At 34.0% G+C, this 26,663-nt stretch carries 22 protein-coding genes and 1 tRNA gene; 8 read left to right on the top strand and 15 right to left on the bottom strand.

The features are described 5' to 3' along the window. Positions 1–112 precede the first annotated feature (112 nt). The 4 genes from mutL (at position 113) to EV145_RS11535 (ending at position 4,929) form a co-directional block, all read left to right on the top strand. Positions 113–2,044, top strand: a complete 1,932-nt coding sequence (mutL, locus tag EV145_RS11550) for a DNA mismatch repair endonuclease MutL (RefSeq protein WP_133525374.1) — start codon at positions 113–115, stop codon at positions 2,042–2,044. Beyond that, entirely contained in the window at positions 2,041–2,790 is a 750-nt protein-coding gene (locus EV145_RS11545) for a rhomboid family intramembrane serine protease (protein WP_133525373.1), read from the top strand. Before mutL ends, EV145_RS11545 begins: the two co-directional genes overlap by 4 nt. A 208-nt stretch (positions 2,791–2,998) precedes the next feature. Continuing rightward, positions 2,999–3,859, top strand: a complete 861-nt coding sequence (locus EV145_RS11540; protein WP_133525372.1) for a rhomboid family intramembrane serine protease — start codon at positions 2,999–3,001, stop codon at positions 3,857–3,859. A gap of 47 nt (positions 3,860–3,906) precedes the next feature. Next, complete coding sequence (locus EV145_RS11535; RefSeq protein ID WP_133525610.1) at positions 3,907–4,929, top strand: endonuclease/exonuclease/phosphatase family protein; 1,023 nt, start codon at positions 3,907–3,909, stop codon at positions 4,927–4,929. Here EV145_RS11535 and EV145_RS11530 read toward each other — a convergent pair. From EV145_RS11530 to EV145_RS11505, 6 genes are all read right to left on the bottom strand, one after another. Continuing rightward, positions 4,926–5,540 (bottom strand): WbqC family protein, encoded by a 615-nt coding sequence (locus tag EV145_RS11530; RefSeq protein ID WP_133525371.1) that lies wholly within the window; start codon positions 5,538–5,540, stop codon positions 4,926–4,928. The two genes, EV145_RS11535 and EV145_RS11530, sit on opposite strands and share 4 nt — an antisense overlap. A gap of 87 nt (positions 5,541–5,627) precedes the next feature. Further along, on the bottom strand, positions 5,628–7,184 hold the full coding sequence (gene lepB, locus EV145_RS11525) for a signal peptidase I (protein WP_133525370.1): 1,557 nt from the start codon (positions 7,182–7,184) through the stop codon (positions 5,628–5,630). A 65-nt stretch (positions 7,185–7,249) separates the two neighbouring features. Next, positions 7,250–7,951: a 4-hydroxy-tetrahydrodipicolinate reductase gene (gene dapB, locus EV145_RS11520; RefSeq protein ID WP_133525369.1), complete on the bottom strand. Its 702-nt coding sequence runs from the start codon at positions 7,949–7,951 to the stop codon at positions 7,250–7,252. 37 nt (positions 7,952–7,988) lie between these two features. Then, the gene (locus tag EV145_RS11515; protein ID WP_133525368.1) at positions 7,989–8,552 is read right to left on the bottom strand and encodes a DUF5683 domain-containing protein; all 564 of its coding nucleotides are present in this window, start codon (positions 8,550–8,552) and stop codon (positions 7,989–7,991) included. Further along, the gene (locus EV145_RS11510; RefSeq protein ID WP_133525367.1) at positions 8,552–9,454 is read right to left on the bottom strand and encodes a ParB/RepB/Spo0J family partition protein; all 903 of its coding nucleotides are present in this window, start codon (positions 9,452–9,454) and stop codon (positions 8,552–8,554) included. The genes EV145_RS11515 and EV145_RS11510 overlap by 1 nt, the downstream gene beginning before the upstream one ends. Positions 9,455–9,459: 5 nt before the next feature. Beyond that, positions 9,460–10,227, bottom strand: coding sequence for a ParA family protein (locus EV145_RS11505; RefSeq protein WP_133525366.1), 768 nt, complete (start codon positions 10,225–10,227; stop codon positions 9,460–9,462). 497 nt (positions 10,228–10,724) lie between these two features. Between EV145_RS11505 and EV145_RS11500 the strand changes: the two genes are divergently transcribed. Then, entirely contained in the window at positions 10,725–12,905 is a 2,181-nt protein-coding gene (locus EV145_RS11500; protein WP_133525365.1) for a hypothetical protein, read from the top strand. Positions 12,906–13,156: 251 nt separating this feature from the next. On the opposite strand, the gene EV145_RS11495 is transcribed toward EV145_RS11500, so the two are convergent. After that, positions 13,157–13,231, bottom strand: a tRNA-Pro gene (locus tag EV145_RS11495). 177 nt (positions 13,232–13,408) lie between these two features. Between EV145_RS11495 and trxB the strand changes: the two genes are divergently transcribed. Further along, the gene (gene trxB, locus EV145_RS11490) at positions 13,409–14,356 is read left to right on the top strand and encodes a thioredoxin-disulfide reductase (RefSeq protein ID WP_133525364.1); all 948 of its coding nucleotides are present in this window, start codon (positions 13,409–13,411) and stop codon (positions 14,354–14,356) included. A 161-nt stretch (positions 14,357–14,517) separates the two neighbouring features. On the opposite strand, the gene EV145_RS11485 is transcribed toward trxB, so the two are convergent. The 5 genes from EV145_RS11485 to EV145_RS11465 form a co-directional block, all read right to left on the bottom strand. Next, positions 14,518–15,351: a GIN domain-containing protein gene (locus tag EV145_RS11485; RefSeq protein WP_243739252.1), complete on the bottom strand. Its 834-nt coding sequence runs from the start codon at positions 15,349–15,351 to the stop codon at positions 14,518–14,520. Between the two features lie 86 nt (positions 15,352–15,437). Beyond that, the gene (locus EV145_RS11480) at positions 15,438–16,172 is read right to left on the bottom strand and encodes a head GIN domain-containing protein (protein ID WP_133525362.1); all 735 of its coding nucleotides are present in this window, start codon (positions 16,170–16,172) and stop codon (positions 15,438–15,440) included. A gap of 3 nt (positions 16,173–16,175) precedes the next feature. Continuing rightward, positions 16,176–17,903, bottom strand: a complete 1,728-nt coding sequence (locus tag EV145_RS11475) for a PspC domain-containing protein (RefSeq protein ID WP_133525361.1) — start codon at positions 17,901–17,903, stop codon at positions 16,176–16,178. 3 nt (positions 17,904–17,906) lie between these two features. Beyond that, positions 17,907–18,239 carry a PadR family transcriptional regulator gene (locus tag EV145_RS11470; RefSeq protein ID WP_017498072.1) on the bottom strand — a complete coding sequence of 111 codons (333 nt, stop codon included), beginning with the start codon at positions 18,237–18,239 and terminating at the stop codon, positions 17,907–17,909. A gap of 143 nt (positions 18,240–18,382) precedes the next feature. Next, a complete protein-coding gene (locus tag EV145_RS11465) occupies positions 18,383–18,838 on the bottom strand; it encodes a DUF4870 domain-containing protein (RefSeq protein ID WP_166638451.1) in 456 nt (151 codons plus the stop codon). Between the two features lie 254 nt (positions 18,839–19,092). On the opposite strand from EV145_RS11465, the gene EV145_RS11460 reads away from it, so the two are divergent. After that, positions 19,093–19,545 (top strand): DUF4442 domain-containing protein, encoded by a 453-nt coding sequence (locus tag EV145_RS11460; protein ID WP_133525359.1) that lies wholly within the window; start codon positions 19,093–19,095, stop codon positions 19,543–19,545. Positions 19,546–19,810: 265 nt separating this feature from the next. Further along, the gene (locus EV145_RS11455; protein ID WP_133525358.1) at positions 19,811–23,206 is read left to right on the top strand and encodes a polysaccharide deacetylase family protein; all 3,396 of its coding nucleotides are present in this window, start codon (positions 19,811–19,813) and stop codon (positions 23,204–23,206) included. 153 nt (positions 23,207–23,359) lie between these two features. Here the strand turns inward: EV145_RS11455 and EV145_RS22395 are convergent, their stop codons facing one another. The 3 genes from EV145_RS22395 to EV145_RS11445 all read right to left on the bottom strand — a co-directional run bounded on the left by EV145_RS22395 (position 23,360) and on the right by EV145_RS11445 (position 26,663). Continuing rightward, positions 23,360–23,518, bottom strand: a complete 159-nt coding sequence (locus EV145_RS22395) for a hypothetical protein (protein WP_166638442.1) — start codon at positions 23,516–23,518, stop codon at positions 23,360–23,362. 118 nt (positions 23,519–23,636) lie between these two features. Continuing rightward, positions 23,637–24,302 (bottom strand): hypothetical protein, encoded by a 666-nt coding sequence (locus EV145_RS11450; RefSeq protein WP_133525357.1) that lies wholly within the window; start codon positions 24,300–24,302, stop codon positions 23,637–23,639. A gap of 123 nt (positions 24,303–24,425) precedes the next feature. Next, a complete protein-coding gene (locus EV145_RS11445; RefSeq protein ID WP_133525356.1) occupies positions 24,426–26,663 on the bottom strand; it encodes a multicopper oxidase family protein in 2,238 nt (745 codons plus the stop codon).

The following is a 26,663-nucleotide window of genomic DNA, read 5'->3' as shown; positions in this document are numbered from 1 at the left end:
CAAAATTCATTAAATTTGTACACCTTGGTTTTTTAAAATCTAAGAGGACTAACAATATCAATCTAAGATTTTTAAATAAAATCAAAAACAAACCTTTAACCCAAATTTCTTAATGTCGAGTATAATTCAATTGCTTCCCGATCACGTTGCTAACCAGATTGCCGCTGGAGAAGTGGTTCAAAGACCTGCTTCTGTGGTAAAAGAATTGTTAGAAAATGCCGTTGATGCAAAAGCAACTGATATCAAATTGATTATTAAAGATGCAGGAAAATCGTTAGTTCAGGTTATTGATAACGGAGTTGGAATGACAGTTACTGATGCACGTTTGTGTTTCGCCCGTCATGCTACTTCAAAAATCCGTCAGGCCGAAGATTTATTTTCTCTTGGGACAAAAGGTTTTCGTGGAGAAGCGTTGGCGTCTATTGCTGCGATTGCGCACATGGAAATGAAAACCAAACAAGATCAGGACGAACTTGGAACGCATATTGTAATTGAAGGAAGTAAATTTGTTTCGCAGGAAGTAGCAGTTTTGCCAAAAGGAACATCCTTTGCGGTTAAAAATCTTTTCTTTAATATTCCAGCGCGACGTAACTTCTTAAAGTCGGATACGGTTGAGTTTCGTCATGTTATGGATGAATTTCAGCGTGTGGCTTTAGCGCATCCAAATATTCATTTTAGTTTTTATCATAACGGGAGCGAATTGTATAATCTTCCGTCTGCAGGCTATCGTCAAAGAATTGTTGGGATTATGTCGGGAAAAACTAATGAAAAATTAGTTCCCGTAAATGAAGATACTGAGATTATTAATATTCAAGGATTTGTATGCAAACCTGAATTTGCTAAAAAAAGCAGGGGAGAACAGTTCTTTTTTGTGAATGATCGTTTTATAAAAAGTGGTTATTTGCATCATGCCGTTATGGCTGCGTACGACGGCCTTTTAAAAGATGGTTCGCAGCCAAGTTATTTCTTGTATCTGCAAGTGCCGCCAAATACAATCGATATTAATATTCATCCCACTAAAACAGAAATTAAGTTTGATGATGAACAGGCTTTGTATGCTATTTTGAGAGCATCAATCAAACATAGCTTAGGTCAGTTTAATGTGGCTCCAATTTTAGATTTTGATCGTGATTCAAATTTAGATACGCCCTATCATTACAAGGATTTAGAAGCAGAAACACCAACCATTCAAGTTGATGGAACTTTTAATCCTTTTACAGATGATAAAACAAATCAGCATTATACAAAAGGAAATTCGGGATCTAGTTACAGTTCTGGTTCTTCGTCTTCTTCGGGTGCTTCTTATTCTGGATCTTCATATTCGGGTTATTCAAAAAGAGTAGAACCAACGGCAAGTTGGGAAAGTTTATATGTTGGATTAGATTTAGAAAATCCAGAAACAATTGAAAGTTCGCCTTTTACTTTTGAAAATGAAGAAGTAACATCGTCATTATTTAATGATGACGAAGTGGAACAAGCAAGTCAGAAAACGTATCAGATTCATAAAAAATATATTGTTTCGCCAATAAAATCAGGAATGATTATTGTAGATCAACAGCGCGCACATCAGCGTATTCTGTACGAGCAGTTTTTATTGAACATGACCGTTAATCAGGCTTCAAGTCAGCAGTTGCTTTTTCCATTAGATTTGTTTTATTCCGCTGTCGAAATGAAATTGATTGAAGAATTAAAGCCTTCGTTGGAAACTACGGGGTTTATTTTTGAAGAAGCTAAAACAGATCATGTTGTAATTTCAGGAATTCCGGTAAATATTACCGAAAGTGAAGTTTCGATTGTAATAGACCAACTGTTAAGTGATTTGCAGGACGGGATTCCGGCGAGCAGTTACAGTCAAAATGATACTATTGCGAAGTCGATGGCTAAAAGTTTAGCGGTTAAAACAGGATCTTATTTAACCGAAAAAGAACAGGATAATTTAGTAAGCGGTTTATTTGCCTGTAAAGATCCAAATATTTCACCTTTTCAAAAACCTACCTTCATCACCATGCGTGTTGAAGATATAGATAAAAAATTTGCCTTATGATGAATATCACTCCAGTTGTAAAACAGCTGCTTATAATTAATATTATCTTTTTTATTGGTTCTCAGCTTGTACCAGTTTCATATGACTATTTGATTATGTATTTTCCTGAAAATCCAGATTTTAGAATTTGGCAGGTAATAACGCATATGTTTATGCACGCGAACCTCTTGCATATTGCATTCAATATGTTTGCGTTATATTCATTTGGATCAATGCTTGAGCATTTTTGGGGCGGTAAAAAATTCTTATTCTTTTACATTTCATGTGGTTTAGGTGCAGCTCTGCTGAATTTTGCCGTGAACTATTATTCTTTTCAGGATAGCCTAAACGTTTTAATTGCGAATGGATACTCAAAAACGTATGTATTGCAGCTTTTGAGTGAGAACCAGATTGCAGTTAAGTGGAAAGAAATATTAACGGTTTCTCAATTTGAGAATTTTACAAGTGCTTATGGAAGTGCAGTTTTAGGTGCTTCTGGTGCTATTTATGGCTTGTTGACAGCTTTTGCATTTATGTTTCCAAACGCAGAATTGGCTCTGATGTTTATTCCAATTCCAATTAAGGCTAAATATTTTGTTCCAGGACTTTTATTGGTTGATTTATTTTTAGGTTTAAAAGGAAGTTCGCTTTTTGGAAGCGGAGGAACTGGAATTGCGCATTTTGCGCATCTTGGTGGTGCAGTGGCTGGTTTCTTGATGATGTTATACTGGAAAAAAAATCAGTTTAATAATAATCGTTGGAATTAATTTGTAACCAATGGTCGAAAGTCAAAAGTCGAAAGTTTAAAAGTTATTGTCGATATTGATTTCGCACTGTTTTTGAAATAAATCAAGTTAAAAATGGAAATAAATAAAAGTGAGCACGTTCAAGGCTTTAAAAACTTTATGACTTTTGACTTTTGACTTTAAGGTTTAACTTTAATTTATTAACTTTAAAAAACGAAACGAAGATTTTATGAATATTCTTGATGATTTAAAACTGCAATACAAACTTGGTGGCATCGCCATGCGTGTTATTTATTGGAATGTTGCTTGTTTTTTAATTTCTTTGGTTTTCTACAAGTTTTCAATTGGTCAGTTTGATTTTCCTAATTGGCTTGCGCTTTCGTCAGATCCTCAGGTTTTTATGTTTAAACCTTGGACGTTTTTAACTTATGCTTTTTTTCATTTCGGATTTATGCATTTGTTGTTTAATATGCTGGTTTTGAATTTCGCAAGTAATTTATTTCTGACCTTCTTTTCTCAAAAACAATATTTAGGTCTGTATATTTTAGGAGCTATATTTTCAGGAATTATATTCGCCTTAAGTTTTTATATTTTAGGAAATTCTGCTTCAATAGTTGGTGCTTCTGCAGCAATTATGGCAATTTTAGTAGCAGCAACAACCTATCAGCCTTTAATGAATGTTAGATTGTTGTTTTTTGGCAACGTTAAACTATGGCATATTACTGGCGTAATTTTACTTTTAGACTTAATGCAGCTGCGCCTTGAAAATATGGGCGGGCATATTTCGCATTTAGCTGGAGCATTTTTTGGATTTGTATTTATAAAACTGCTTCAAAATGGTACTGATTTAAGTATCATTGTTTCTAAAGTGTTAGACTTTTTTGCTAATCTCTTTAGAAAATCCTCAACGACCCCATTCACAAAAGTTCATAAAAATTACAAAAAACCTACGGAAAAAGTGACATCAAGAATTGTTACGAAAGACAAAACGCAACAGCAAATTGATGAAATTTTGGATAAAATCAGCCAGTCTGGATATGACTGTCTGACAAAAGAAGAAAAAGAGTTTCTATTTAGAGCTGGAAAATAATCCTTTTAGCAAATAATATGAAAAACCTTTCGTGGTTTAATAAAATAATGTTCTTTTTGAATATAGTGCTAACTGTGCTTACATTTAGCGTCTATGTTTTGCCATTTCTCGCACCTAAGAGCTTTCCGCTTTTATCGGTGCTTACGCTGTTTATGCCTGCTTTTTTTGTCGCCAATGGATTGTTCTTCGTTTACTGGGCAATTCAGTTTAAAAAACGCCTTATTTTATCTGGTTTGGTTTTGTTGACTGGTATTACATTCATTAGTAAATTCTACAAGTTTTCGGCAAAGGAATATAGTAAAGACGAAAAAGACTTTTCTATTATGAGTTATAATGTTCGTTTGTTTAATGTTTTTAAATGGCTGGACCGTGATGATGTTCCGGAGAATATTAAAGCTTTTATTGATGATAAAGATCCTGATATTTTATGCATTCAGGAATATTCAAATTCGGCTCATTTGGATTTAAAAGTATATCCGCACCGCTATATTTTTATTGATGGAAATCAGATAAAAACAGGTCAGGCAATTTTTTCAAAATTTCCAATTATTGATGAAGGAAATATTGTTTTTCCTAAATCTGACAATAATGTGGTTTATGCTGATATTAAACGAGGAAAAGATATTATTCGTGTTTATAATATGCACTTGCAGTCTATCAAAATATCTCCAGATGTAAGTGAAATTTCAGATAATATTGATAATGTAAACCAGAAGAAATCACAGCGTATTTATGCTAGAATCAGTAAAGGGTTTACGCAACAGCAAGAACAAGCTGAAATTTTTAAAGAGCATATCAAAAAGTGTAAGTATCCAATTATTATTTGCGGAGACATGAATAACAGCCCGTTTTCATATGTTTACCGAAATATCAAAGGAAAACTTAAAGATGCTTTTGAAGAGGCCGGACAAGGCTTTGGAGCAACTTATAAATTTAAATACTATCCTGCACGAATCGACTATATTTTTACTGACACTAAAATGAAAGTAAAACAGTTCGAAAGTTTTTCTGATTTCGAGAATTCAGATCATTACCCTATAATGACCAGGCTTTCTATAGATCAGTTTTAGATTGTTTTTTGAGTTTTTAAATAATCCATTGCAAATTTGCCTTCGTTAAAAAGCAAGTCCAAAACGCTTAAATTATTGATGAATCCATGTTTGTCATCAAAAACCTGAGTATATTTTTCGAATGAATTAGCGTCTTTTTTACCGTTTGCCAAATATCTGAAATCCGAAATATTTTCAACTTCACGGAAGTATTCTGTGGTCTTTCCAAATTCCAGTTTCATTCTGAGGCATTTTGTTACTGTATCAAAAACTTCTAGATTGAGATCCATTAAAAAAGTGTGTTTTTTTTCGAAAATAGGCGTGATATCATCTTCAAAAAACTCAAAAAATGGAGAGCTTCTGTAAGCAGCTTCTAAAGATTTGAAGTGCTGTTTTTGCCAGTCAAATTCATTTTCGATCAAAACATCTTTTGTTTTTTGATGAGCCGATTTTGAATGTTTTACAGGAATATTTAATAACTGAATCCCGTTTGGACTATAAATATAAGTACGATTTCGATTAGTCTGCTTCTGAAAATTATCTTCCATTTCAAAAGTAACCGTCTCAGATTGAGCCATTACTGCAAAGTGACTGATTGATGGAAAATAGGTAGGAAGTATTAAAGAGTTCATTGCGGTTTTATTTTAATCGGTAAATCGTTTAATCGTTCTTTTTGAGAAACGATTAAACGATTTATCAGTTTAACGAGTTAACGTTTTTTATGCTTTATTTTCTTTTCTTTTTCTCCAGAAGAAATCTCCGACGAAATAAAGAGCAAGTAAAATTAAGAAATATTTGAAATACGATTGTGGCTGTCCTTCGCCGTCAACAGTTGTGAAAACTCTGTTCCAACGAATTTTGTTTATTCCTTTTCCGTTTGTATCCCAGCTTAACCAGATAAACACAGGTTTTCCAACAATATGGTTTTCTGGAACATAACCCCAATAACGGCTGTCTTCAGAATTATGACGGTTGTCTCCCATCATCCAATAATAATTTTGTTTGAAGGTATAGCTGTTGGTTTGTTTTCCGTTAATTATAAAATGAGCACCATCAATCTGTAAGGTATTGCCTTCGTAGTTTGTGATGATATCTTTGTAATATGGCAAAGATTCATTTGTTAACGCTACTGTTTTTCCAGCTTCAGGAATATAAATTGGCCCCATATTATCCTGGTTCCCTTTATTTATATGTGGATAAATTGCGTTATCATTTCCTGTGTCAATTTTTCTGATTACTGCAGTTACACCCGGAGTATTTTTAAATCTTTCCGCTCCAGCTTCTGTTAAAGCTCCTAAAACTAACGTATCTCTCTTTTCTTCATTTTTAAAATAACCACCATCAGTGATATCTAATTCTTTTACTAAAGAAGGTAAATCAACAGGAGTTTTTCCATCAAATACTATTGTGTAGGAATATTGAGGTTTTGCACGCTCCGGAAGAATTAATTTCTTGCCATTAATAAACACATATCCATCTTTAATTGATAAACTGTCTCCAGGAATACCAACACATCTTTTTACGTAATTTGATCTTTTATCGATTGGTTTTATAACGCCCGGCTGTCCTTTTCTTTCATAAAAATAATGTACAGTATCAGCAGGCCAGTTGAAAACAACAATATCTGTTCGTTTTATTTTTTCAAATGCTGGCAATCTAAAATAGGGCAATTGTGGCCATTTTAAGTATGACTTGTTTTTTGTCATTGGTATCGAATCATGTACCATTGGCAAAGCAACTGTTGTCATTGGAACTCTCGGTCCATAATTTAATTTGCTGACAAACAAAAAGTCGCCAATCAACAATGATTTTTCAAGAGATGATGTTGGAATCGTGTAAGGCTGTACCACATAAGTGTGTACCAATGTTGCTACGATTATGGCAAAAAGTAATGAACTTACTGTATCTGCAGTTTTGGTTTTTGGAGTTAAATCGCGACTTGCATTATATTCTAGTTTCTGCGTGTAGTTTACATAGTAGATATAAAATCCTAAAGTAAAAATTCCCAGAATTGTATCTAGAGTTGATTTTTTTCCAAAAGTTCTCAATGTTTCAACCCAAACAACAGGAAACATAATTAGATTAATAATTGGAATAAAAAGCAGTAAAGTCCACCAAGTTGGACGGCTGATTATTTTCATTAAAACAATTGAGTTGTAAACCGGAATTGCAGCTTCCCAGCTTTTTCTTCCTGCTGCCTGATACAATTTCCATGTTCCTATAAAATGAATTACCTGAACGGCAAGGAAAAATACAAACCAAAGATATAGCGTCATAATATTTTTGTTTAAAGTTTGAAGTTTAAGATTTTCTTATTCGAAATCTTAAGCCTTAAATCAGTTTATTTTAGATTTAATACGTCTTTCATGGTATAAATACCTGACTTTCCAGCTAACCATTCAGCAGCAATAACGGCTCCAAGTGCAAAACCTTCACGATTGTGAGCAGTATGTTTAATTTCAATGCTGTCAATAGCTGCATCATAACTTACTGTGTGAGTGCCAGGAACTTCACCAATTCTTTTAGCTTCGATGTGAATTTGATTGTTTTTTGCTTCGTCTAAAGTCCACTCAGCGTAATTACTATTTTCAATAACACCTTTTGCTAGAGAAATTGCAGTTCCGCTTGGAGCATCCAGCTTATGAATGTGGTGAATTTCTTCCATTGAAACTTTATAAGAATCAAATTGCGCCATGATTTTAGCTAAATATTCATTTAATTCGAAGAAAATATTTACGCCTAAACTGAAATTTGAGCTCGATATAAAACCTCCCTTTTTCTCATTGCAAAGGGCAATCATTTCGTCATAATGCTCTAACCATCCAGTTGTTCCAGAAACTACAGGAACATTAGCGTGAAAACAGTTTGATATGTTGTCTACAGCGGCTGTTGGTACACTGAAGTCAATAGCAACATCAGCGGTCGAAAGACCTTCGTATGTGTTAAATTCGTCTTTTTTTAAAACAATTTCATGGCCTCTTTCTAAAGCAATTCTTTCAATTACTTTACCCATTTTGCCATATCCTAAAAGAGCAATTTTCATTTTGTGTATTTTTTAAAATTTTGAATAGCTTTTCAGACTATTTAAAAGTGTAATTAAGAGTTAGTCCAACGTTTGGTTTAAATGTTACATCGCTGGGATAAATTTCTGGACGCATTGATAATCGCTCATTTACATTAAACTGAATCAAAGCAGCATCAACATTCGCGTCGATAATATTTAAGACATAAAAGCCCACTACAAATAATGCAGATAAATCTCTGTTTCGCTGATAGAATTTTTGACCGGCAATAAGACGATCATCATCTAAAAACTGGTAATTATCATCGTTGTAGCCTTCTAATCTGCGTTTATAAGCGTCGCGATAATCGTGGTATTTTTTGTTATTGTCAATGTAGAAATAAAGACTGGTACCAATTGCTCCGTAAACGAGAGGGATTTTCCAGTATTTTTTGTTGTATGCTTGGCCTAAACCAGGTAAAATTGCAGAATAAAAAGCAGCTTTCGCTGGTGTAAGCGGGTCTATTTCTTCCAGTTTGGTAGTGTCTTTAGCGACTAAAACCGCATCTGATTTTGCTTGAGCAAAAATAGAAGCGGTTCCTATGAGAAAGAACAATAAACTTATGGGGACAATCTTATTCACTATCCATTAATTAATTTTATAATTCTATTAAAGTCGGCCTCAGAATTAAATGGAATTGTGATTTTTCCTTTTCCATTGCCAGCCACTTTAATATCAACTTTCGAACCAAAATAATCGTTGAAAGTATTTTTTTGTGTTTCTCTAACCACAAACGAAGAATCGGCTTTTGGTTTTCCTTCTTCTTTTGGTTTCAAGCTTTCGTGATAATTTTTAACTAAAGTTTCTGTTTCACGAACGGAAAGATTTTGACTTACAATTTTTTGATAAATATCAGTTTGAACGTCTAAATCTTCGATATTAATGATTGCTCTACCATGTCCCATGCTGATAAAACCATCACGGATTCCAGTTTGGATAATCGGATCTAATTTTAAAAGACGTAAATAGTTGGCAATAGTAGAACGTTTTTTCCCAACGCGGTCACTCATTTGTTCTTGTGTTAATTGAATTTCGTCAATTAAACGCTGATAGGAAAGAGCGATCTCAATTGGATCCAAATCATGACGCTGAATATTCTCTACTAACGCCATTACTAATGATTCATTGTCATTAGCAATACGAATATATGCAGGAACATGAGTTAAGCCAACTAAAGTTGAAGCACGCAAACGACGTTCCCCAGAAATTAATTGGTATTTATTAAAATCTAATTTTCGAACAGTAATAGGCTGAATTACGCCAAGTTCTTTGATAGAAGTGGCTAATTCACGTAATGATTCTTCATTAAAATTGCTTCTAGGCTGAAACGGATTTATTTCGATAGCACTTATTTCAAGCTCAATAATATTTCCAACAACTTTATCAGCATTTTTGTCTTCTACTGATTTAATGTCGTTTTCGGGATCTTTTAATAATGCTGATAATCCTCTTCCTAAGGCTTGTTTTTTAATTGCTTTTGTCATAAAAACTATTTGCTGTTTTTCTTTATAATTTCTTGAGCTAAATTAATATAGTTTACGGCTCCTTTACTTGTTGCATCATAATTAATGATACTTTCTCCAAAACTTGGTGCCTCACTTAATTTTACATTTCGCTGGATAACAGTTTCAAAAACCATATCGTTAAAGTGTTTTTGAACCTCTTCAACAACCTGATTTGATAAACGTAATCTAGAATCATACATGGTTAGCAATAATCCTTCAATATCAAGATCTGGGTTGTGTATTTTTTGGATACTCTTAATAGTGTTCAAAAGTTTTCCTAATCCTTCAAGAGCAAAATACTCGCACTGAATAGGAATAACTACTGAATCTGCTGCTGTTAAAGCATTCAAGGTTAACAAGCCTAGAGATGGTGCACAGTCGATAATGATAAAATCATATTCTTCTTTTGCTTCCTCTAATGCTTTTTTAAGCATATACTCGCGGTTTTCTTTGTCAACCAACTCGATTTCGATAGCAACAAGGTCAATGTGAGCAGGTATCACGTCAACATTTGGAGCTGTACATTTTAAAATGGCTTCTTTTGGCGTTACAGTATGCTCAAGAATTTGATACGTTCCAACTTCAACTGATTCTACATCAATTCCAAGACCAGATGTGGCATTGGCCTGAGGATCAGCGTCGATTAATAATACTTTTTTCTCTAAAACACCTAATGAGGCCGCAAGATTTACTGATGTAGTAGTCTTTCCAACGCCTCCTTTTTGATTAGCAATAGCAATGATTTTGCCCATTTATTTTCTGAATTTTGAACCGTAAAAATACAATTATTTATGGTTTTTGAAAATCTATTTTGTTAACATTTATGAAACGTTGTTTATTCGTGGTTTCATGGGTCTTCGGAACAAATTAATTTTAGTTAAACATAGAATTGCCAGTTGAATTTTGAGCAATTTAGTTGATGTTGATAGAATAAAAAGCCAAGATTCTAATTTTGCCTTTGAAAAAAGGTCTCATTTTAAAATTTCAATAGTGAAATAGACCAAAAAGGAGTTTTTATAACACAAGGAATTTCTATCATTTAAATTCTTTGTTTTCTAATTTTTATTGGCAAGCAAACTCGATGAGAAGTGGGTGAAATATTGTTTGGGGCTTATTTATGCTCAGAAACGCTGATTTGTATAGTTTTTGATAAGAAAGTAGAGAGCAAAAATGGACATTTAGATTCTAGATTATTGCTATTTTGGGTTTTTTAAAAACTATTATTAGTACAAACTATTAAACCACAAAAATGAACATTCTTAAGAGTAAAAAAGGGATTTCAGTATTTACAGCATTTGTATTTATACTGATTTTATCCAGTTTTGTTTCACCTGATTCATCTGATGAAAAAAAACAAGAGAAAAAAACAGAGCGTAAAATTGTTTATAACAAAAAGAAACACGACATGACCTTGTCTTGGTCGGCTTTTGGCTCTTCGGGCAATTATATAATCACAAGAGGAGGAAGTCGTCTAGCATCAGATTTTGTACAGGTGGGGTCAACTTCCAAATTAACATTTACTGATAATAAGCCAAATACTGATAAATATGAGAACTACTATAAAGTTACTCGTAACGATATTACTATAATAATTTCGTTGGAAAATCAGATTTTTGGGGATAATATGTATTTCTATGATAGAAAACATGAAAAAGCAGAAACGGCACGAAACGAAATTAATTCGCATTTTGCGGCTATTGGTTTAGGTGGAGCAAATGGCGAGTGGACAACAAAACGTCAAGCTTATTATTTTAAAGCCAATGTTAATGGCCAAACTTATGATGTTGGCGGATCTGGTTCTGCATCATCGGCGGAAGCCAATTCAATAGAATTGGGATTTTATTCTCATATTGGAGGTTTGGGAAAAGTACCGTCAGATGTTAAATTAGGTTCTATATTTACTAGACCTCATTTGTCTGGAGGAGCAAATGCAACCTGTACATTTTGGCGTTCTGTAGAAAATGTAGAAGTGATGCGTGATTTTTCATGGACCGTTTCTCAGTCAACCAGTGCGAGAAGATTGTTAATAGGAAGCACTTCGAAATATATTTCAGATATTGGAAACACCAATTTTTGGGGAAGTGGCGGATTTATTGCGGATACTCACTATACATCTTCAAGGCCAAACTGGGCTGGACAACAGCAATGGTACACTAGAAATACCGTTTTTCCTTCTGGGTCAGGAGCGATGGGTGGTTCTTATAATATGGTTTGGCAAGGCTGTGTAAATCCTCCACAAGCAGATGAAAAGAATGCTCCAATTTCTACTACGCCTATTATTAGAGAAAAACCTTTTCTTTTTCTAGATAAAGATGGCGAATACAAAGTAAGTGTTCCGGCATGGCAAAAGGATAGAGTAGGAGTTTCTTGGTCGGCGACAGATATGGGTAAAGGCAAAATTCAAGATTTGCTTAATGATTGGTATGTTACTAAAGAAAGTGATACAGATGTTGAAATTAATAACGCACTAAAAGCGGGCAAAAATGTATTTTTCACGCCTGGGCATTATTCATTGAATGCACCTATCCAAGTTAATAGAAAAGATGCGATATTATTGGGTGCCGGAATTGCTTCGGTAACGCTTGAGCCTACCGAGAAAAATACTTGGGGCTGTATTTATGCTGATGATAAGGATGGAATTATTATTGCCGGACTTTTAATGGATTCATTTAATAGTACAACTTATCAGGTTAGAATTGGTGATCAAGGAGCAAAAGCTGATCATTCTGCAGATCCTATTTTGTTAACAGATATCACTTGTAGAGTAGGCGGAGTTCAGTCAAAAAATATCCAGATACAGGTTTCTATGCAAATAAATAGCAACAATGTAGTTGGTGATCATTTCTGGCTGTGGCGTGCCGATCATGGTTCGCAGAAAGGCGGCGATGCCCGCTGGGTAAGAGACAGATGTAAAAACGGACTTATTGTTGCTGGTAATGATGTTACGCTTTATGGGTTATTTGTTGAACACTTTCAAGAATACGAGGTGTTATGGTTGGGAGAACGAGGCAAAACCTATTTTTTCCAAAACGAACCGCCTTATGATGCTCCAAATCAAGCAAGCTGGAGCAGTCAAGGAGGCAGAATTGATGGTTATGCAGCATTCAAAGTTAGCAATACTGTAAAAGAACATCATAGTATAGGAATGGGTTCTTATGCTGTGATGACCGGAACTGACGGTAATGTAAATAAGAAAAATGGTTTTGAAGTGCCTAATAGTCCAAATGTTACATTAGAAAAAATGTGTACCACTCGTTTTGCAGGTTCAGGAAATATTCAAAACGTTATTAATAGTACAGGAGGAAGCACTGCAACTGGTGCAAAACGTGTGGCATTGTATAATAATGGATCAGGTACGCAACCCTATGATGAAGAGTTTAATTTGCCAAGTAGTGAATCGTATCCTGCTTATATTAAAATGGAGAAATAAATAAATAGCAAATAATTTTGAAATATAGAACCTCTGGAGATCAATTGAACTTCAGAGGTTTTTTTAATATAGCCCGCGGTTTCAACCGCGGGGATGCGTTAAATTATTCACGAGATTATCACAATAAGTCTCCCGCGGTTGAAACCGCGGGCTATGTTTGTCAATTGGGACGCTGTAATCGTTCTGTTTATGATTTAGTTTTCAGTTTATTGCAAAAAAAAAGTCTTTCCAAGTAAATGAAAAGACTTTTGTCGGGGTGGCAGGATTCGAACCTGCGGCCTCCTGCTCCCAAAGCAGGCGCGATAACCGGGCTACGCTACACCCCGAAGATGTATTTGTAGTACTGCCCGAAAGCGGATGCAAAGATATAAATTAATTTTGTTTACAAAAGGAAAAAATGAAAATAAATAAAACTTATTTGAACATAGTTATTTCGGATTTATTTTCGCCTTTATTTTTTATAATAAAGTTTACATTTGCATCACAAAAAAACTATACATATTATGTCAGATACAATAGAAAAAATTAAATGCCTTATTATAGGTTCTGGCCCTGCAGGTTATACTGCAGCAATTTATGCAGCCAGAGCAAACATGAATCCGGTTTTATATCAAGGAATGCAGCCTGGTGGTCAATTGACTACTACTAATGAAGTAGAAAATTTTCCAGGTTATGTTGATGGTGTTACTGGACCAGAAATGATGATTCAGTTGCAGGAACAAGCAAAACGTTTTGGTGCTGATATTCGTGATGGATGGGCTACAAAAGTTGATTTTTCGGGAGATATTCATAAAGTTTGGATCAACGATTCAATCGAATTGCATTGTGAAACTGTTATTATTTCGACAGGTGCTTCAGCTAAATATTTAGGATTACCATCAGAACAACATTATTTAAATATGGGCGGAGGAGTTTCTGCTTGTGCTGTTTGTGACGGATTCTTTTACCGAAACCAAGAAGTTGTAATTGTTGGAGCAGGAGATTCTGCTTGTGAAGAAGCACATTATTTATCTAAACTTTGTAAAAAAGTTACGATGTTAGTAAGAAGCGAAAAATTCAGAGCTTCTAAAATTATGGAAGCACGTGTACGCAAAACAGAGAATATCGAAATTTTAATGAATCACGATACTGTTGAAGTGGTTGGTGACAATCAAGTTGTCCATGCAATTAAAGCATTAAATAAAACTACTGGTGAAGTTATCGAAATTCCTGCAACTGGTTTCTTCGTAGCAATTGGTCACAAACCAAATACAGATATCTTCAAAGATTATATTAATCTTGATGAAACAGGATATATTATAAATACTCCAGGAACATCTAACACAAATGTTGCAGGTGTTTTTGTAGCTGGTGATGCTGCAGATCATGTATATCGTCAAGCAATTACTGCCGCAGGTACAGGATGTATGGCTGCGCTTGATGCTGAAAGATATTTAGCTTCTAAAGAATAAAAATTTGGTTTCAAGTTTCAGGTTTTCTTTGTTTCAGGTTTTCTGGAACTTGTAAAATGACAATAAAAAAATCCCAGTCTTAATTTTAGACCGGGATTTTTTTTATAATTAATGTTTCTAATTTCAACTTGAAACTTGAAACAAGAAAAACTTGAAACAAATTATTTTATCTTCTTAATCAATTTTGCTTCTTCAGAAAAGCGTGTTAATTGTATTGTTGGATTTCCAAATAAAGAAAGTTCTGCTTTGTCGCCAACAGCGATTGAAATAGCAGTTTCGGCTAGAATACTTCCAACAGAATAGCTTTCGGCGGTAATATTAGCATCTTTTAGAGTGAATTTTGTTCCGGTGAAAACCGAATTATTATCTAAACGAATAGTTGCTTTTTCGGCAATTCCTTCAATTGCTGCATTTGATTTTTGGTATAAATCACAATTGAATTTGATAGCAGAAACTAATGATTTCAATACTGCATATTTGCTTAATTGAATAGTCGCTTCGTCTGCTTTTAGATTTATTTCAGATTTGGATTTATCGTCAGCAACTAAACCGAATTTTTTTGCATTTACATTCAGATATAGTTTTGAAAAATCAACACTGTTAAAAGTAATATCGTCTAATTTAAGTTCCTGAATTGCATAAATAACAGCTTCATTTTTAGCAATTACTTTGTTCAAAGTTCCCGTGTAAGTCACACGCACAGAAAGCTTTTTGAAAATTGTGCTTTCTTTTGAAGTATATAAACGAAGCGTTTTATCTCTTAAATCCATTGCAACAATATCATGAAGATTATCATCGGCTTCAATTTTAATTTCGTTTTTCTCGCCACGTTCCAAGTAAACTTCTAAATTGTCATCTACTTCAAGTCCGTCAAAGCTTCCAACTTCTTTTATTGATGTTGTAACGATTTTAGTTCCTTTGATTTTTTCTCTTCTTTGTGCAAAAGTTAATGTTGTAACTAACAATAATAAGATCAGGGCAGTATTTTTTTTCATTAATCCTTGTTTTGATTTTGACAAATATAAAAAAATCATCCACTTTTGATGAATGATTTCTTTTATATTTAACAGATAAATATCATTTATCCCTGACTGATAGTTCCTCCAGAATTTGAAGTTTTTTCAACAGTCTTTGGGGTTGAATCATAATTAATGCTTCCTCCGCTAGATGCTTCCGCTTTCAGGCTTACAATTGGGTGTACATTTACGCTTCCTCCGCTTGATGCTTCTGCATGAACTTCGTTTGCTAATAATTTTTCTGCATTAATGCTAGAACCGCTTGATGCTGAAGTTTTGATTTTCAATGCTTTTCCTTCAACAGAAATAGAGCTTCCGCTTCCAGAATCAGCTGAAATATTGTCTGATTCTACATTTACACTCATTGTTGCTGCGCTCGATGTTTCTAAGTCAATATCTTGTGCCTGAATCACATTTTTGCTTTGAACAGATGCTGCGCTCGAAGCTTCAAGCTTATCAATAACAGGCATTTTTACAGTAACTTTTTTAGTAGTAACGTTTTTAAAAGAATTGAATTTACAGCTAATTACAAGTGTTCCGTTTTCAACTTTTGTAATGATGTCTTTTTGTAGATTATCATCAGCTTCTACTACGATTTCAGTCGAATCAGATTGTACGATTACTAAATCAATCGCGTTGCTTACAGATACTTTTTTGAAATCTCCCTGAACAATTCTTTTTTCCTTTGTTACATTTCCGCTTCCTTCAACTGTATTCAAATTAAAGTTACAAGATGCAAGCAATAATGCGGTAACAGTTGCAATAATAAATTTTGTAATATGAATGATTATTTTGATCATGGCTTAGTTGATTTTAATTATAACTCCGTTTTTATCAGTGGTTAGCTTTCCTTTGTTTTTTTTTCCGTTTAAAACTTCTTTTCCGTTAATCTTAATCGAAACTTCCTTTACAGTGTCATTTTCAATAGTAGTATCTTCACTATTGTAATCATCGTCATTATCGTTCTCATCTGCAGGGCAGTTTAAACATTTTATTTTTGAACCTTCTACTTTATAGTTGTAATCACCGCTAAAGTGCAAGTTGAAAAAATCATTTTCAGAATCGTCGTAATCTTGTACTGAAGAATCTGGCTTAAATAATTGCCCTTCTGGCAAGTACAAATATACATCAACTTCTTGTCCTCTGAATTTATTTTTAACATCTGTCAGAAAATAATTATCCAAAATTAAATGATTTCCATTAATCTGAACGTTATAATTGATTTTTTCTGCTCTTCGTTTTGCGCTTGAAAATGAATTTCCTCTGGCACTTTTTTCAATTTGCAAGTAAGGAGAAGTGTTGTCAGTGTATAAAACATGCAAACGAACATCATTTGAATAAATAAGGTCATTGTTTGCAGAATCTTGCACAAAAGTGAATTCATGATGATGATTCAAATCTTTAGCATAATAATCATTGTACCTGAATTTTACAAAAAGAGTATCTTTTGATGTAATGTTCAGTGCTTTTTTCTCCACCGTTTTATTGTCATAAGATATTTCAGTCGCTTGTTTGATTCCGATGCTGATTGCAATTGCAATAGCGATAATCCAGATGGCAAGCAAAGTGTATTTTGTAATATTTCCGATTGATTTTAAATTCGGAGATAACAATTTAAATCCTAATAAAGTCAAGAAGAAAAATGGAATTCCAACTGCAAAAAGCATCAATAAACCGAAAGACCAAATAGGATATTCTGTAAAGTTTCCAGCTTCAACAAAGTTTTGCCAAGGGAACTCAAGAAAAACATTTGTTCCTAGGGTAAATACTCCAATTAATAATAATATAAGAGTCGTGATTCCCGCCATGATTAAGATTACACCTAAAAATTTAGCAAAGATTTTAAAAACCGTCATGACAAAGTCTCCAAATGAACTACTTATTCTCTCAGCTCCCGACTTTACTTGGTTTCCCATTTTGTCATAATCTGCATTTTTGAATTTATCAGACAATGAATCAATTTCTTCACGTACTTTTTTTTCGATGTTTGAAATCGTTACTGGTTCGCCTGTCATTTCAAGTTTTTCTGAAGTTGTTACCGCTTCAGGAGTTACAATCCAAAGTACGAAATAAGCTAAGATTCCAGTTCCAAAACCTGCAAAAACGAATATTAAGAATATGATTTTGATCCAAACAGCATCAATTCCAAAATAATGTCCTAAACCAGTTGCAACACCGCCAATCATACCTTTTTCTTTGTCACGGTATAATTTTTTATGCTGTCTTCCGCCGTAATTATTGAAAGATTGATTTTGGCTTTCCTCGTCTTCAATTCGGTAATCTTCTGGTTGTCCCATCACCGCAATCACTTCGTCAACGTCTTTTAAGCCAACAACATGTTTCTCGCTTTTTTGTTTTTCTGTTAATAATTCAGAAACACGCATTTCGATATCTTTAATAATTTCATCTTGTCCAGATGAGTTGTTCAGTGATCGTTTTATAGCGTCAAAATAGCGTGTCAATTTTAAATATGCATCTTCATCGATGTGAAAAAACATACCGCCTAAGTTAATATTTACTGTTTTGTTCATGACTTATTGATTTTGATTGGTGATTAGTTTTACGGCGTCAGATAATTCTGTCCATGTGCCGCTAAGTTCGTTTAAAAAAGTTTGTCCTATCTCGGTTAATCCATAATATTTTCGTGGTGGCCCTGAGGTCGATTCTTCCCAGCGATAATTTAGCAAACCGTCGTTTTTCAGCCTGGTCAAGAGCGGATAAACTGTGCCCTCAACAACTAATAATTTTGCGTTTTTTAAAGTGTCTAATATTTCAGATGTATATGCGTCTTTTTCTTTTAATACTGATAAGATGCAAAACTCAAGAACACCTTTGCGCATCTGTGCTTTTGTGTTTTCAATGTTCATAATTTCATTTTGTTTTTTTTAGATTGAACAATTCGTTTTTTGATTGATGATGATTGATTGATGATTGATTGATGATTGATTGATGATTGATTGGGTCTATAATCTTTTAACCTTTTTATGTCGCACTGAGCGAAGTCGAAGTGTTACTTTATAAAAGGAATCGTTAACGGATATTTGTATAATTCTCCGTTTGAAGCTTTTATTGAAGCATAAATCACTAAAAAGAATTCAACAAATTTTAAAACCCCAAAAAGTAAAACGGCCGTTGCACCAATACTTAATAATCCAATGTTTCCTTCAAAATTGAAATTTCTGATGTAGAAATCGTCGTGATTAAAAACGGCTTCCATCGGGATATTTTGTAAAACTACTGATACAAAAATTGGAATTGCAATTAAGGCTAAAACCAAAGTGTAAAGCAATAAACTCAATTGAAAATTCAATGTCTGTTTTCCATGGTGATTTACAAATTCTGATTTGTCTTTGTAACTAGACCAGATTATGATTGGGAAAATATAATTCCCAAACGGGATAATATACTGGCTTAATGTACTTAGATGTGTGAACGTTGCAGTGTTTCTTTCTGATGTTGTTTCCATGATGAGTGGTGTTGTTGTTTCCATGATTAAAAGTATATAGTAATTTCTTATGCAAATATATATCTAAAAGACAGTATCTTGTTTTGCATAGTACCAAATATTAACAAAATTTTAACAAAGTTGAAATTTTATTTTACGTTTTAATTAGCTGAAAACTATTCGTAACACCTTGTTTTATTGGAGTTTTATGAAAGTGTGACAAATTTATTGTGCGCGCATAGTTTTTTTGTATTTTTACTAAAAAAATATATCACATGGCAGTTTCAGTTTCCAAACTCAATAAATTTGTATTATTCAAATTACCATCTGCGTTCATTTGCGGTGTTCGTGTAAAGGCTATCGATAAAGACAGTTGTATTGTTTCTGTCAAACATCGTTGGATAAATCAGAATCCGTTTAACTCTATGTATTTTGCTGTACAAGCTATGGCTGCGGAATTGACAACAGGAGCTTTAGTAATTTCTCAGATTCAGGAAAGTGGCCGAAAAATTTCAATGTTAGTAGCAAACAATAAAGGTAACTTTACCAAAAAAGCAACTGGCAGAATTACATTTGTATGCAACGACGGACATTTGATCACCGAAGCTATTCAAAGAACGATCGAAACAGGAGAGGGACAGACTTTCTGGATGAAATCAATTGGAACAAATGAAGAAGGTGTTCAAGTCTCTGAAATGGATTTTGAATGGAGCGTTAGATTAAAATAACTTATTATTTCAAAATATTTTTAAATGACCTGTATAGTACAGGTCATTTTTTTTTGCCTTCTTTTTTGAGTTTTTGTTAGTTAATTAGCTGTTATTCAGATTGTTTCTGTTTTGTTTCTGCCTTTCTCAACTTTTTCTTTCGTAAATTTATTCATCACCAATCAAGATAAGACAAAGTATTTATTCATCCGATCTTAATTTAATAGTAATAATATTACTTAAAATTAAGTTTGTGTTTACATTTGCCTAAAAAAAGTAAGAATTTATGGATGATAAAAAACAGATATTTCAAACAGCCACTCAAAAACGCTGGAAAACTTTTCAATGGTCAAGCCGGCTTCTTTTGTTTGTTGTCATTTTAATGGTTCCAATTTTCTTTATAACTTTAAAAAGAGGATTGAAACCAGAGCTTCCAATTTTGGCCAACAACAGTCGCACGGGACATAGTCTTGAAAATCCCGTTACTCCAAAAGATTTAAGCCCCGAAGAATTAAAAAAGTTTCAGGGATTTGATTATTTTTTACGATCAAAAGCAAAAATTGATAAACTAAAAAAACAGCCAATAGTTCCAAAAACGACATCAGAAGTTCGTGCAGCTTTTTATGTCGATTGGGATCCTCAAAGTTTATTTTCTCTGCAAAAAAATATTGATAAACTCAATATGGTTATACCGGAATGGTTTTTTATTGATCCAAAAACTGATTTGCTTCGAACAGAAATCGATACAGCAGCATTGAAAGTAATGAAAAAAGGAAAAGTAAAAATTCTTCCATTAATCAATAATATAAACGAATCACTGGGCGAAGGCGAATTTGATGGCGATCTTATTCATCGAATTCTTCATGATAAAAATAAAAGCGAAAGACTTATCAATGATATTGCAAAAGCATTAAAAAAATATGATTTGCATGGGATAAATATTGATTTTGAAGAATTTAAAGAAAACAGCGATGAGCCTATAATTGCTTTTCAAAAAGCGCTATATGAAAAATTGCATCCGTTAGGATATCTTGTTTCACAGGATATTATGGCCGGAGACGATGATTTTAATATAAAAGCATTGGCTAAATACAATGATTATATGTTTTTGATGGCTTATGATGAACATTATGCCAGCAGTATTCCGGGAGAAATCAGCGGTCAAAAATGGATTGAAAGAATTGTCGATAAAACGGCAAAAGAAGTTCCGTCAGATAAAATTATTCTTTGTTTTGCCGGTTACGGTTACGATTGGCAGGAAAAACAGGAAGGCGAAACCATAACGTATGATCAGGCAATTGCAATTGCCAAACAACATAATGCGGTAATAAAATTTGACAACAATACCTATAATAACTCTTTTAACTACACCGATAGTAATGGTAAAAAACATGAAGTCGATTTTGAAGATGCTGCAACAAATTTTAATACTATTAGGTTTAGTGATGAATATGGCTTAGCAGGAACGGCTTTATGGCGTCTAGGAAGTGAAGATCAACGTTTGTGGAGTTTTTATCAGCGAAGTTTAACAAGCGAAAGCCTGGAAAAAAAGCCTTTTGATTTTGAAGTAATGAAACGTGTCAATACACGAATTGAAAGTCCGGCTTATATAGGCGACGGCGAAATATTAAACGTAATTGCCGATCCCGCACCCGGAAAGATTGATTTGGAAATTAATACGAATGAAACCACTATTACTGAACAAAAGTATGTTGAATTACCAACCAAATATGTAATCAGCAAATTTGGAAATGTAAACAAGCAAGTCATTTTAACTTTTGATGATGGACCAGATCCTATTCATACACCTCAGATTTTAGATATTTTAAAGAGAGAAAAAGTTCCAGCCGTTTTTTTTGTTATCGGTATTCAGGGAGAAGATAATATTCCGTTGTTGCAAAGAATCTATAAAGAAGGCCATGAAATAGGCAATCATACTTTTACACATCCAAACATTGCGTTGGTTAGTCCTGAAAGGGCAGCAAAAGAAATGGAAACGACACGATTATTAATCGAAGCCGTTACCGGGAAAAGTACGGTGCTTTTTAGAGCGCCTTACAATGCAGATGCCGAACCCACAACGGAAGCCGAACTGAAGCCAATTGCTTTAAGCAAAGCGCAAAATTATTACACTGTTGGAGAAAGTATCGACCCAAATGATTGGGAAAAAGGCGTTAGTGCTGATTCTGTTTATATCAGAACCATAAAACAATATGAAGCAAATCCTGATAAAGGAATTATTTTACTGCACGATGCGGGAGGAAATAGAGAAGCTACAGTCGAAGCCTTGCCTAGAATTATAAAATATTTTAAAGATCGGCATGTTCAGTTTACAACTGTTGCTCATTTGCTTGGCAAAACTAAAGATGAGATTATGCCCGAGGCCAAAGGGCCATTTATTTCGCTTGATAATTTTATTTTCGATTTTGGATATTGGTTTGGGCATTTTATTACGGCTACATTTTGGGTCGCTATTTTGTTGGGTTTTCTAAGAATTGCGTTGATGGCGACAATGGCTTTTATAAAAAAATGGAAAGACCATAAATATCCACCGGTTTATAAGTCTTCAGAAGGAGTTTTTCCAAAAGTGAGTATAATTGTTCCGGCTTATAATGAAGAAATAAATGCGGTAAAAACAATCGAAAATTTATTGGGTCAGGATTATCCTGATTTTGATATTGTCTTTGTGGATGACGGATCTAAAGACAAAACCTTTGCCATGATTAACGAAGCTTTTGCTAATGATCCGAAAGTAAAAGTGAATACCAAACCAAACGGAGGAAAAGCTTCAGCCTTAAATTACGGAATTGCATTAACGCAAAGTGAATATGTAGTTTGTATTGATGCCGATACGCAGCTAAAAACTGATGCTATTTCACAATTAATGAAAGGTTTTAGAATTCAATTAAAGGACAATGCAGAAGTAGGGGCAATTGCCGGAAATGTAAAAGTCGGCAATGAAAATACAATGCTGACCAAATGGCAAAGTATTGAATATACGACAGCCCAGAATTTTGACCGAAGAGCTTTTGATTTAATAAATGGAATTACAGTTGTTCCCGGAGCAATTGGTGCGTTTAAAAAAGAAGCAATAGAAAAAGCAGGAGGTTTTACAACCGATACTCTTGCAGAAGACTGCGACTTAACAATTCGTATTTTAAGAAACGACTATCATATTATAAATTGTATAGAAGCTATAGCGATAACCGAAGCTCCAGAAAGTTTGAAAGAGTTTATGAAACAACGTTTCCGTTGGAGTTATGGAATTATGCAGGCATTCTGGAAAAACAGAGATGCGTGTTTTAATCCGAGATATAAAGGTTTAGGAATGGTGGCTTTGCCTAATATTCTTCTCTTTCAAATTGTATTGCCAATCTTTGCACCTTTGGCCGATTTGGTTCTTATTTTAAGTTTATTCTGGAATTACAATGATCCGGACAGTCTTCATAAAATACTGATTTACTATATCGCTTTTATGCTGGTAGATATGTTGGTTAGTGTTGTCGCTTTTATTTTCGAAAAAGAAAAACTCACTAAATTGTTTTGGTTAATTCCGCAACGATTTGTGTACAGACAATTAATGTATGTCATTTTGTTCCGAGCATTAAGAAGAGCCATTAAAGGCGAAAGCCAAAGTTGGGGAGTACTCACCAGAACCGGAAATGTTGCAACAGTAAAATAGTTTTTTTGCCACGAATTGAACTAATTTGCACAAATTTTTAATGAAGGAATAAAAAAATAATTCGTGATAATTCGTGTAATTCGTGGCAAAAAATAAATCAAAAAAAAAGACCTCAATTAAATTGAGGTCTTTTTCTTGAAATCGAATTTCAGTTTATTTTTTTACACAGCAAGATTTTTTGTCTTTTTTGTCTGTTGAAGTTTTTTTACAGCAAGATTCTTTTTTTGCTTTTTCTTTTTTAGGTGTAGTATCTTGCGCGTTTACGCCAATTGTAAATAAAGCAACGGTAATAATTGTAATTACTTTTGTCATTTTGATTTAATTTGTTTTTTGTTAGAGAATTGTAATTGGTGAATCAAATATAGTAACATTTCTTAAGGTTGATTCTTACAATTTAGTTAATGTTTTGATAATAATGTTTGAGTGAAAATTAAGCAATCCACGCATCTTCTATTTTATCAACGATCCATTTATTCTTTACTTTTTTAATATAAATTCGATATCCATATCCACACATGTCGCCACAATTAATTCCTGCAGTAAGCACGCCATATTTTTTTTCATCATCAAATTGAATTCTGCTTAGATTAATTACACCTCGTACAGAATAACAACATTCGTTATAAAATTTTCTATCATTTCCGCGCGGTATTCTAGGAACATAATGAAGATGAAAAGCTTGGTAGGAGTCCAGTTTTTTTCTGTCAAATTTATAAACAAGAGTATCTAAAGTATCGTTTTCTGATAGTACAGCATCTTTAAAGTGTTCTTGAAGTTCTTTAGAATTATCTCTTACAACTGCTTTATCCAGAAAAACAAGATCAACAGGAAACTTTCTTTTTTTAAATTCTGCTAGCTCTTTATTGAATCGCATGTTTGATTCCTTTCGACGATTTAATTTATATTCCGACGAATCTACTCCTAGCGGTGGAGGCGGAACATAATTTCGAACGGCATTTACCCAAACCGAATCAATAAGAGCGGGGTAAACCTCATACATTACATTTTTTTCAAATTGTAAATCAGCTTCTTTATTATTACAGCTTGTTGAGATTATTCCAGAAACAAAAAGTAGTGCAAAATAGATTTTTCTCATGTTTTATTATCTGATCAATAATGGTTTTGGAAAACTAAGATATGATTTATTTACTGCTAAAATCTGCATTTTGCTCCTGACTTTTTAAAATCAACTTAAATTACTTTTATGGTTTAAAAACAATTAATAATTCAGATTAACTCCAAAACCAATTCCCATATCACTATCGTAATGTGTCGTAATTCCGAAGTTTCTTCCCGCGACGTATTTTAAGCCGGCCATATATTCTTTATCCGTATTCCACATTAAATTCATTCGCAAACGTTTCGAAAGCGGAATATCTTTTCGTTCAAATTGGACTCTTACATTTCCATCGGTGTACACTTCAACTTGGGCTTTTACTAGCATTGGTAAAGTATATTCGGCACCGATGCTGAAAACGGAACGATTATCTTTGGTGTTTTTTTGACCAAATAAGTTTTGTTCCTGTTCATCCATCCCCATTTTTCTGTAGCGCCAATCAAAACCAATAAAAGGCATAAACCATTGCATTTTTCCAATATAGCGGCCAATATGTGTTTCAGTTTCATAACCATGTTTGTTGTTATAACCCAAACGCCATTCTGTTCCAATGCTCCAGCGCGTGTTACTGTACATCGCTTCTCCGTCATTTCCATTTGTAGCAAAATCATTTTCTGCCATAAGATGAAACATTCTATCATCCATTTTTAGCATTTTGTAAGCCATTTCGGGATGATGAATCAACGGATTTGGAGCCGAATTTTCATAACTAAAAATACGTCCCATTCCCGCCATCATGTGGTACAATATATGGCAATGAAAAAACCAGTCGCCATCAGCATTTGCCTGAAATTCGATGGTGTCGGTTTCCATCGGCATAATGTCAATCACATTTTTAAGTGGAGAATAATCGCCATGTTCATTCAAAATCCTAAAATCATGCCCGTGTAAATGCATTGGGTGACGCATCATCGATCCGTTGTACAATACGATTCGAACATTTTCGCCTTTTTTAATTAAGATTTTATCCGTTTCAGAAATTACTTTATTGTCTAAACTCCATACATAACGATTCATATTTCCCGACAATGTAAAACGTAATTCTTTTACCGGAGCGTCTTTTGGCAATGTTGTTTTGGTTGGAGATTTCAACATTCCGTAATTCAGTGTTACAATTTCAGAAGTAGCGGTAGAATCACTTGACATTTCCATGCCTTCCATATTGTGCATCGAATGATCTTCTGTTTTTGCAGATTCTTCTTCACCCGAAATTTCAGGATACATAACAGCATTCATGTCCATTTTATTGAGCGACATATTCATGCCCATATCATTCATTTCGCCGTTCATCTTCATCATATCGTTCATCATTTTCATCCCTTCAAAATATTTTAATTTGGGAAGATGAGCGACAGGCTGTTTAGCTCCGTCTCCCAGAAACAAAGAAGCTGATCCGGTTCTGTCTTCGGCTGTAGCCAAAAAAGCAAATGATTTTTTATCTTCAGGAATCGTGACAACTACATCATAAGTTTCAGAAACAGCAATTATCAAACGATCTACTTCTACAGGTTCAACGTCGTTTCCGTCGCTGGCCACAACTGTTATTTTTCCGCCTCCATAGGTCAGCCAGAAATAACTTGAAGCCCCTCCGTTTGCAATTCGTAATCTGACTTTATCGCCGGCTTTAAACTCAGAAAGCTGGTCTTCATTTTTTCCGTTAATCAAGAACTTTTCATAATAAACATCACTCACATCCATGGCGCTCATGCGTTTCCATTCGTTGGTGATTTTTGTCGAAAACTGATTTTTTTTAATCGCCTCGGCATAACTTTGCGTTGTACCTTTTTTTATAGCAAACCAATCGTTGGCATTGTGTAGCATTCGCTGAACATTCTCTGGTTTCAAATCGGTCCATTCGCTTAAAATAACTGGAACTGTTGGCAAATCGTCAATTCCTTTTCTAAAAGTAGAATCGTCTTTCTTTTTATTAATAATGAAGAGTCCGTACAAACCAATTTGTTCCTGTAATCCCGAATGACTGTGATACCAATAGGTTCCGTTCTGGATAATTGGGAAAGTATATTTGTGCGTTGTTCCTGGTTTAATAGGCATTTGCGTTAAATAGGGAACACCGTCTTCTTTATTTGGAAGAAATAATCCGTGCCAATGAAGCGCTGTGTCTTCATTTTTAAGATCGTTATGCACATAAATTTCTGCAACATCCCCTTCCGTAAAAGTCAATGTCGGCATCGGAATTTGTCCGTTTACAGTAAGAGCGCGTTTTTCTTTTCCCGAAAAATTGACAATCGTATCCCGAACGTGTAAATCATAACGAACTACTTTTTGAGCGTTGGAACTCAAAACAATCAGAAAAGCAATTAAAATAGTATGTAGTTTCAT

Origin of the sequence: Flavobacterium sp. 245, assembly GCF_004362055.1 — a bacterium.
Lineage (GTDB): Bacteria > Bacteroidota > Bacteroidia > Flavobacteriales > Flavobacteriaceae > Flavobacterium.
Note: the sequence above shows the minus strand (reverse complement) of the source record. Positions and strands in the feature narration are given on the sequence as shown.

What these genes read in the sequence shown, in the direction of transcription:
- mutL (WP_133525374.1), top strand. Translation starts at nt 113, where the DNA reads ATGTCGAGTATAATTCAATTGCTTCCCGATCACGTTGCTAACCAGATT.
- EV145_RS11545 (WP_133525373.1), top strand. Translation starts at nt 2,041, where the DNA reads ATGATGAATATCACTCCAGTTGTAAAACAGCTGCTTATAATTAATATT.
- EV145_RS11540 (WP_133525372.1), top strand. Translation starts at nt 2,999, where the DNA reads ATGAATATTCTTGATGATTTAAAACTGCAATACAAACTTGGTGGCATC.
- EV145_RS11535 (WP_133525610.1), top strand. Translation starts at nt 3,907, where the DNA reads ATGTTCTTTTTGAATATAGTGCTAACTGTGCTTACATTTAGCGTCTAT.
- EV145_RS11530 (WP_133525371.1), bottom strand. Translation starts at nt 5,540, where the DNA reads ATGAACTCTTTAATACTTCCTACCTATTTTCCATCAATCAGTCACTTT.
- lepB (WP_133525370.1), bottom strand. Translation starts at nt 7,184, where the DNA reads ATGACGCTATATCTTTGGTTTGTATTTTTCCTTGCCGTTCAGGTAATT.
- dapB (WP_133525369.1), bottom strand. Translation starts at nt 7,951, where the DNA reads ATGAAAATTGCTCTTTTAGGATATGGCAAAATGGGTAAAGTAATTGAA.
- EV145_RS11510 (WP_133525367.1), bottom strand. Translation starts at nt 9,454, where the DNA reads ATGACAAAAGCAATTAAAAAACAAGCCTTAGGAAGAGGATTATCAGCA.
- EV145_RS11505 (WP_133525366.1), bottom strand. Translation starts at nt 10,227, where the DNA reads ATGGGCAAAATCATTGCTATTGCTAATCAAAAAGGAGGCGTTGGAAAG.
- EV145_RS11500 (WP_133525365.1), top strand. Translation starts at nt 10,725, where the DNA reads ATGAACATTCTTAAGAGTAAAAAAGGGATTTCAGTATTTACAGCATTT.
- trxB (WP_133525364.1), top strand. Translation starts at nt 13,409, where the DNA reads ATGTCAGATACAATAGAAAAAATTAAATGCCTTATTATAGGTTCTGGC.
- EV145_RS11485 (WP_243739252.1), bottom strand. Translation starts at nt 15,351, where the DNA reads ATGAAAAAAAATACTGCCCTGATCTTATTATTGTTAGTTACAACATTA.
- EV145_RS11480 (WP_133525362.1), bottom strand. Translation starts at nt 16,172, where the DNA reads ATGATCAAAATAATCATTCATATTACAAAATTTATTATTGCAACTGTT.
- EV145_RS11475 (WP_133525361.1), bottom strand. Translation starts at nt 17,903, where the DNA reads ATGAACAAAACAGTAAATATTAACTTAGGCGGTATGTTTTTTCACATC.
- EV145_RS11470 (WP_017498072.1), bottom strand. Translation starts at nt 18,239, where the DNA reads ATGAACATTGAAAACACAAAAGCACAGATGCGCAAAGGTGTTCTTGAG.
- EV145_RS11465 (WP_166638451.1), bottom strand. Translation starts at nt 18,838, where the DNA reads ATGGAAACAACATCAGAAAGAAACACTGCAACGTTCACACATCTAAGT.
- EV145_RS11460 (WP_133525359.1), top strand. Translation starts at nt 19,093, where the DNA reads ATGGCAGTTTCAGTTTCCAAACTCAATAAATTTGTATTATTCAAATTA.
- EV145_RS11455 (WP_133525358.1), top strand. Translation starts at nt 19,811, where the DNA reads ATGGATGATAAAAAACAGATATTTCAAACAGCCACTCAAAAACGCTGG.
- EV145_RS22395 (WP_166638442.1), bottom strand. Translation starts at nt 23,518, where the DNA reads ATGACAAAAGTAATTACAATTATTACCGTTGCTTTATTTACAATTGGC.
- EV145_RS11450 (WP_133525357.1), bottom strand. Translation starts at nt 24,302, where the DNA reads ATGAGAAAAATCTATTTTGCACTACTTTTTGTTTCTGGAATAATCTCA.
- EV145_RS11445 (WP_133525356.1), bottom strand. Translation starts at nt 26,663, where the DNA reads ATGAAACTACATACTATTTTAATTGCTTTTCTGATTGTTTTGAGTTCC.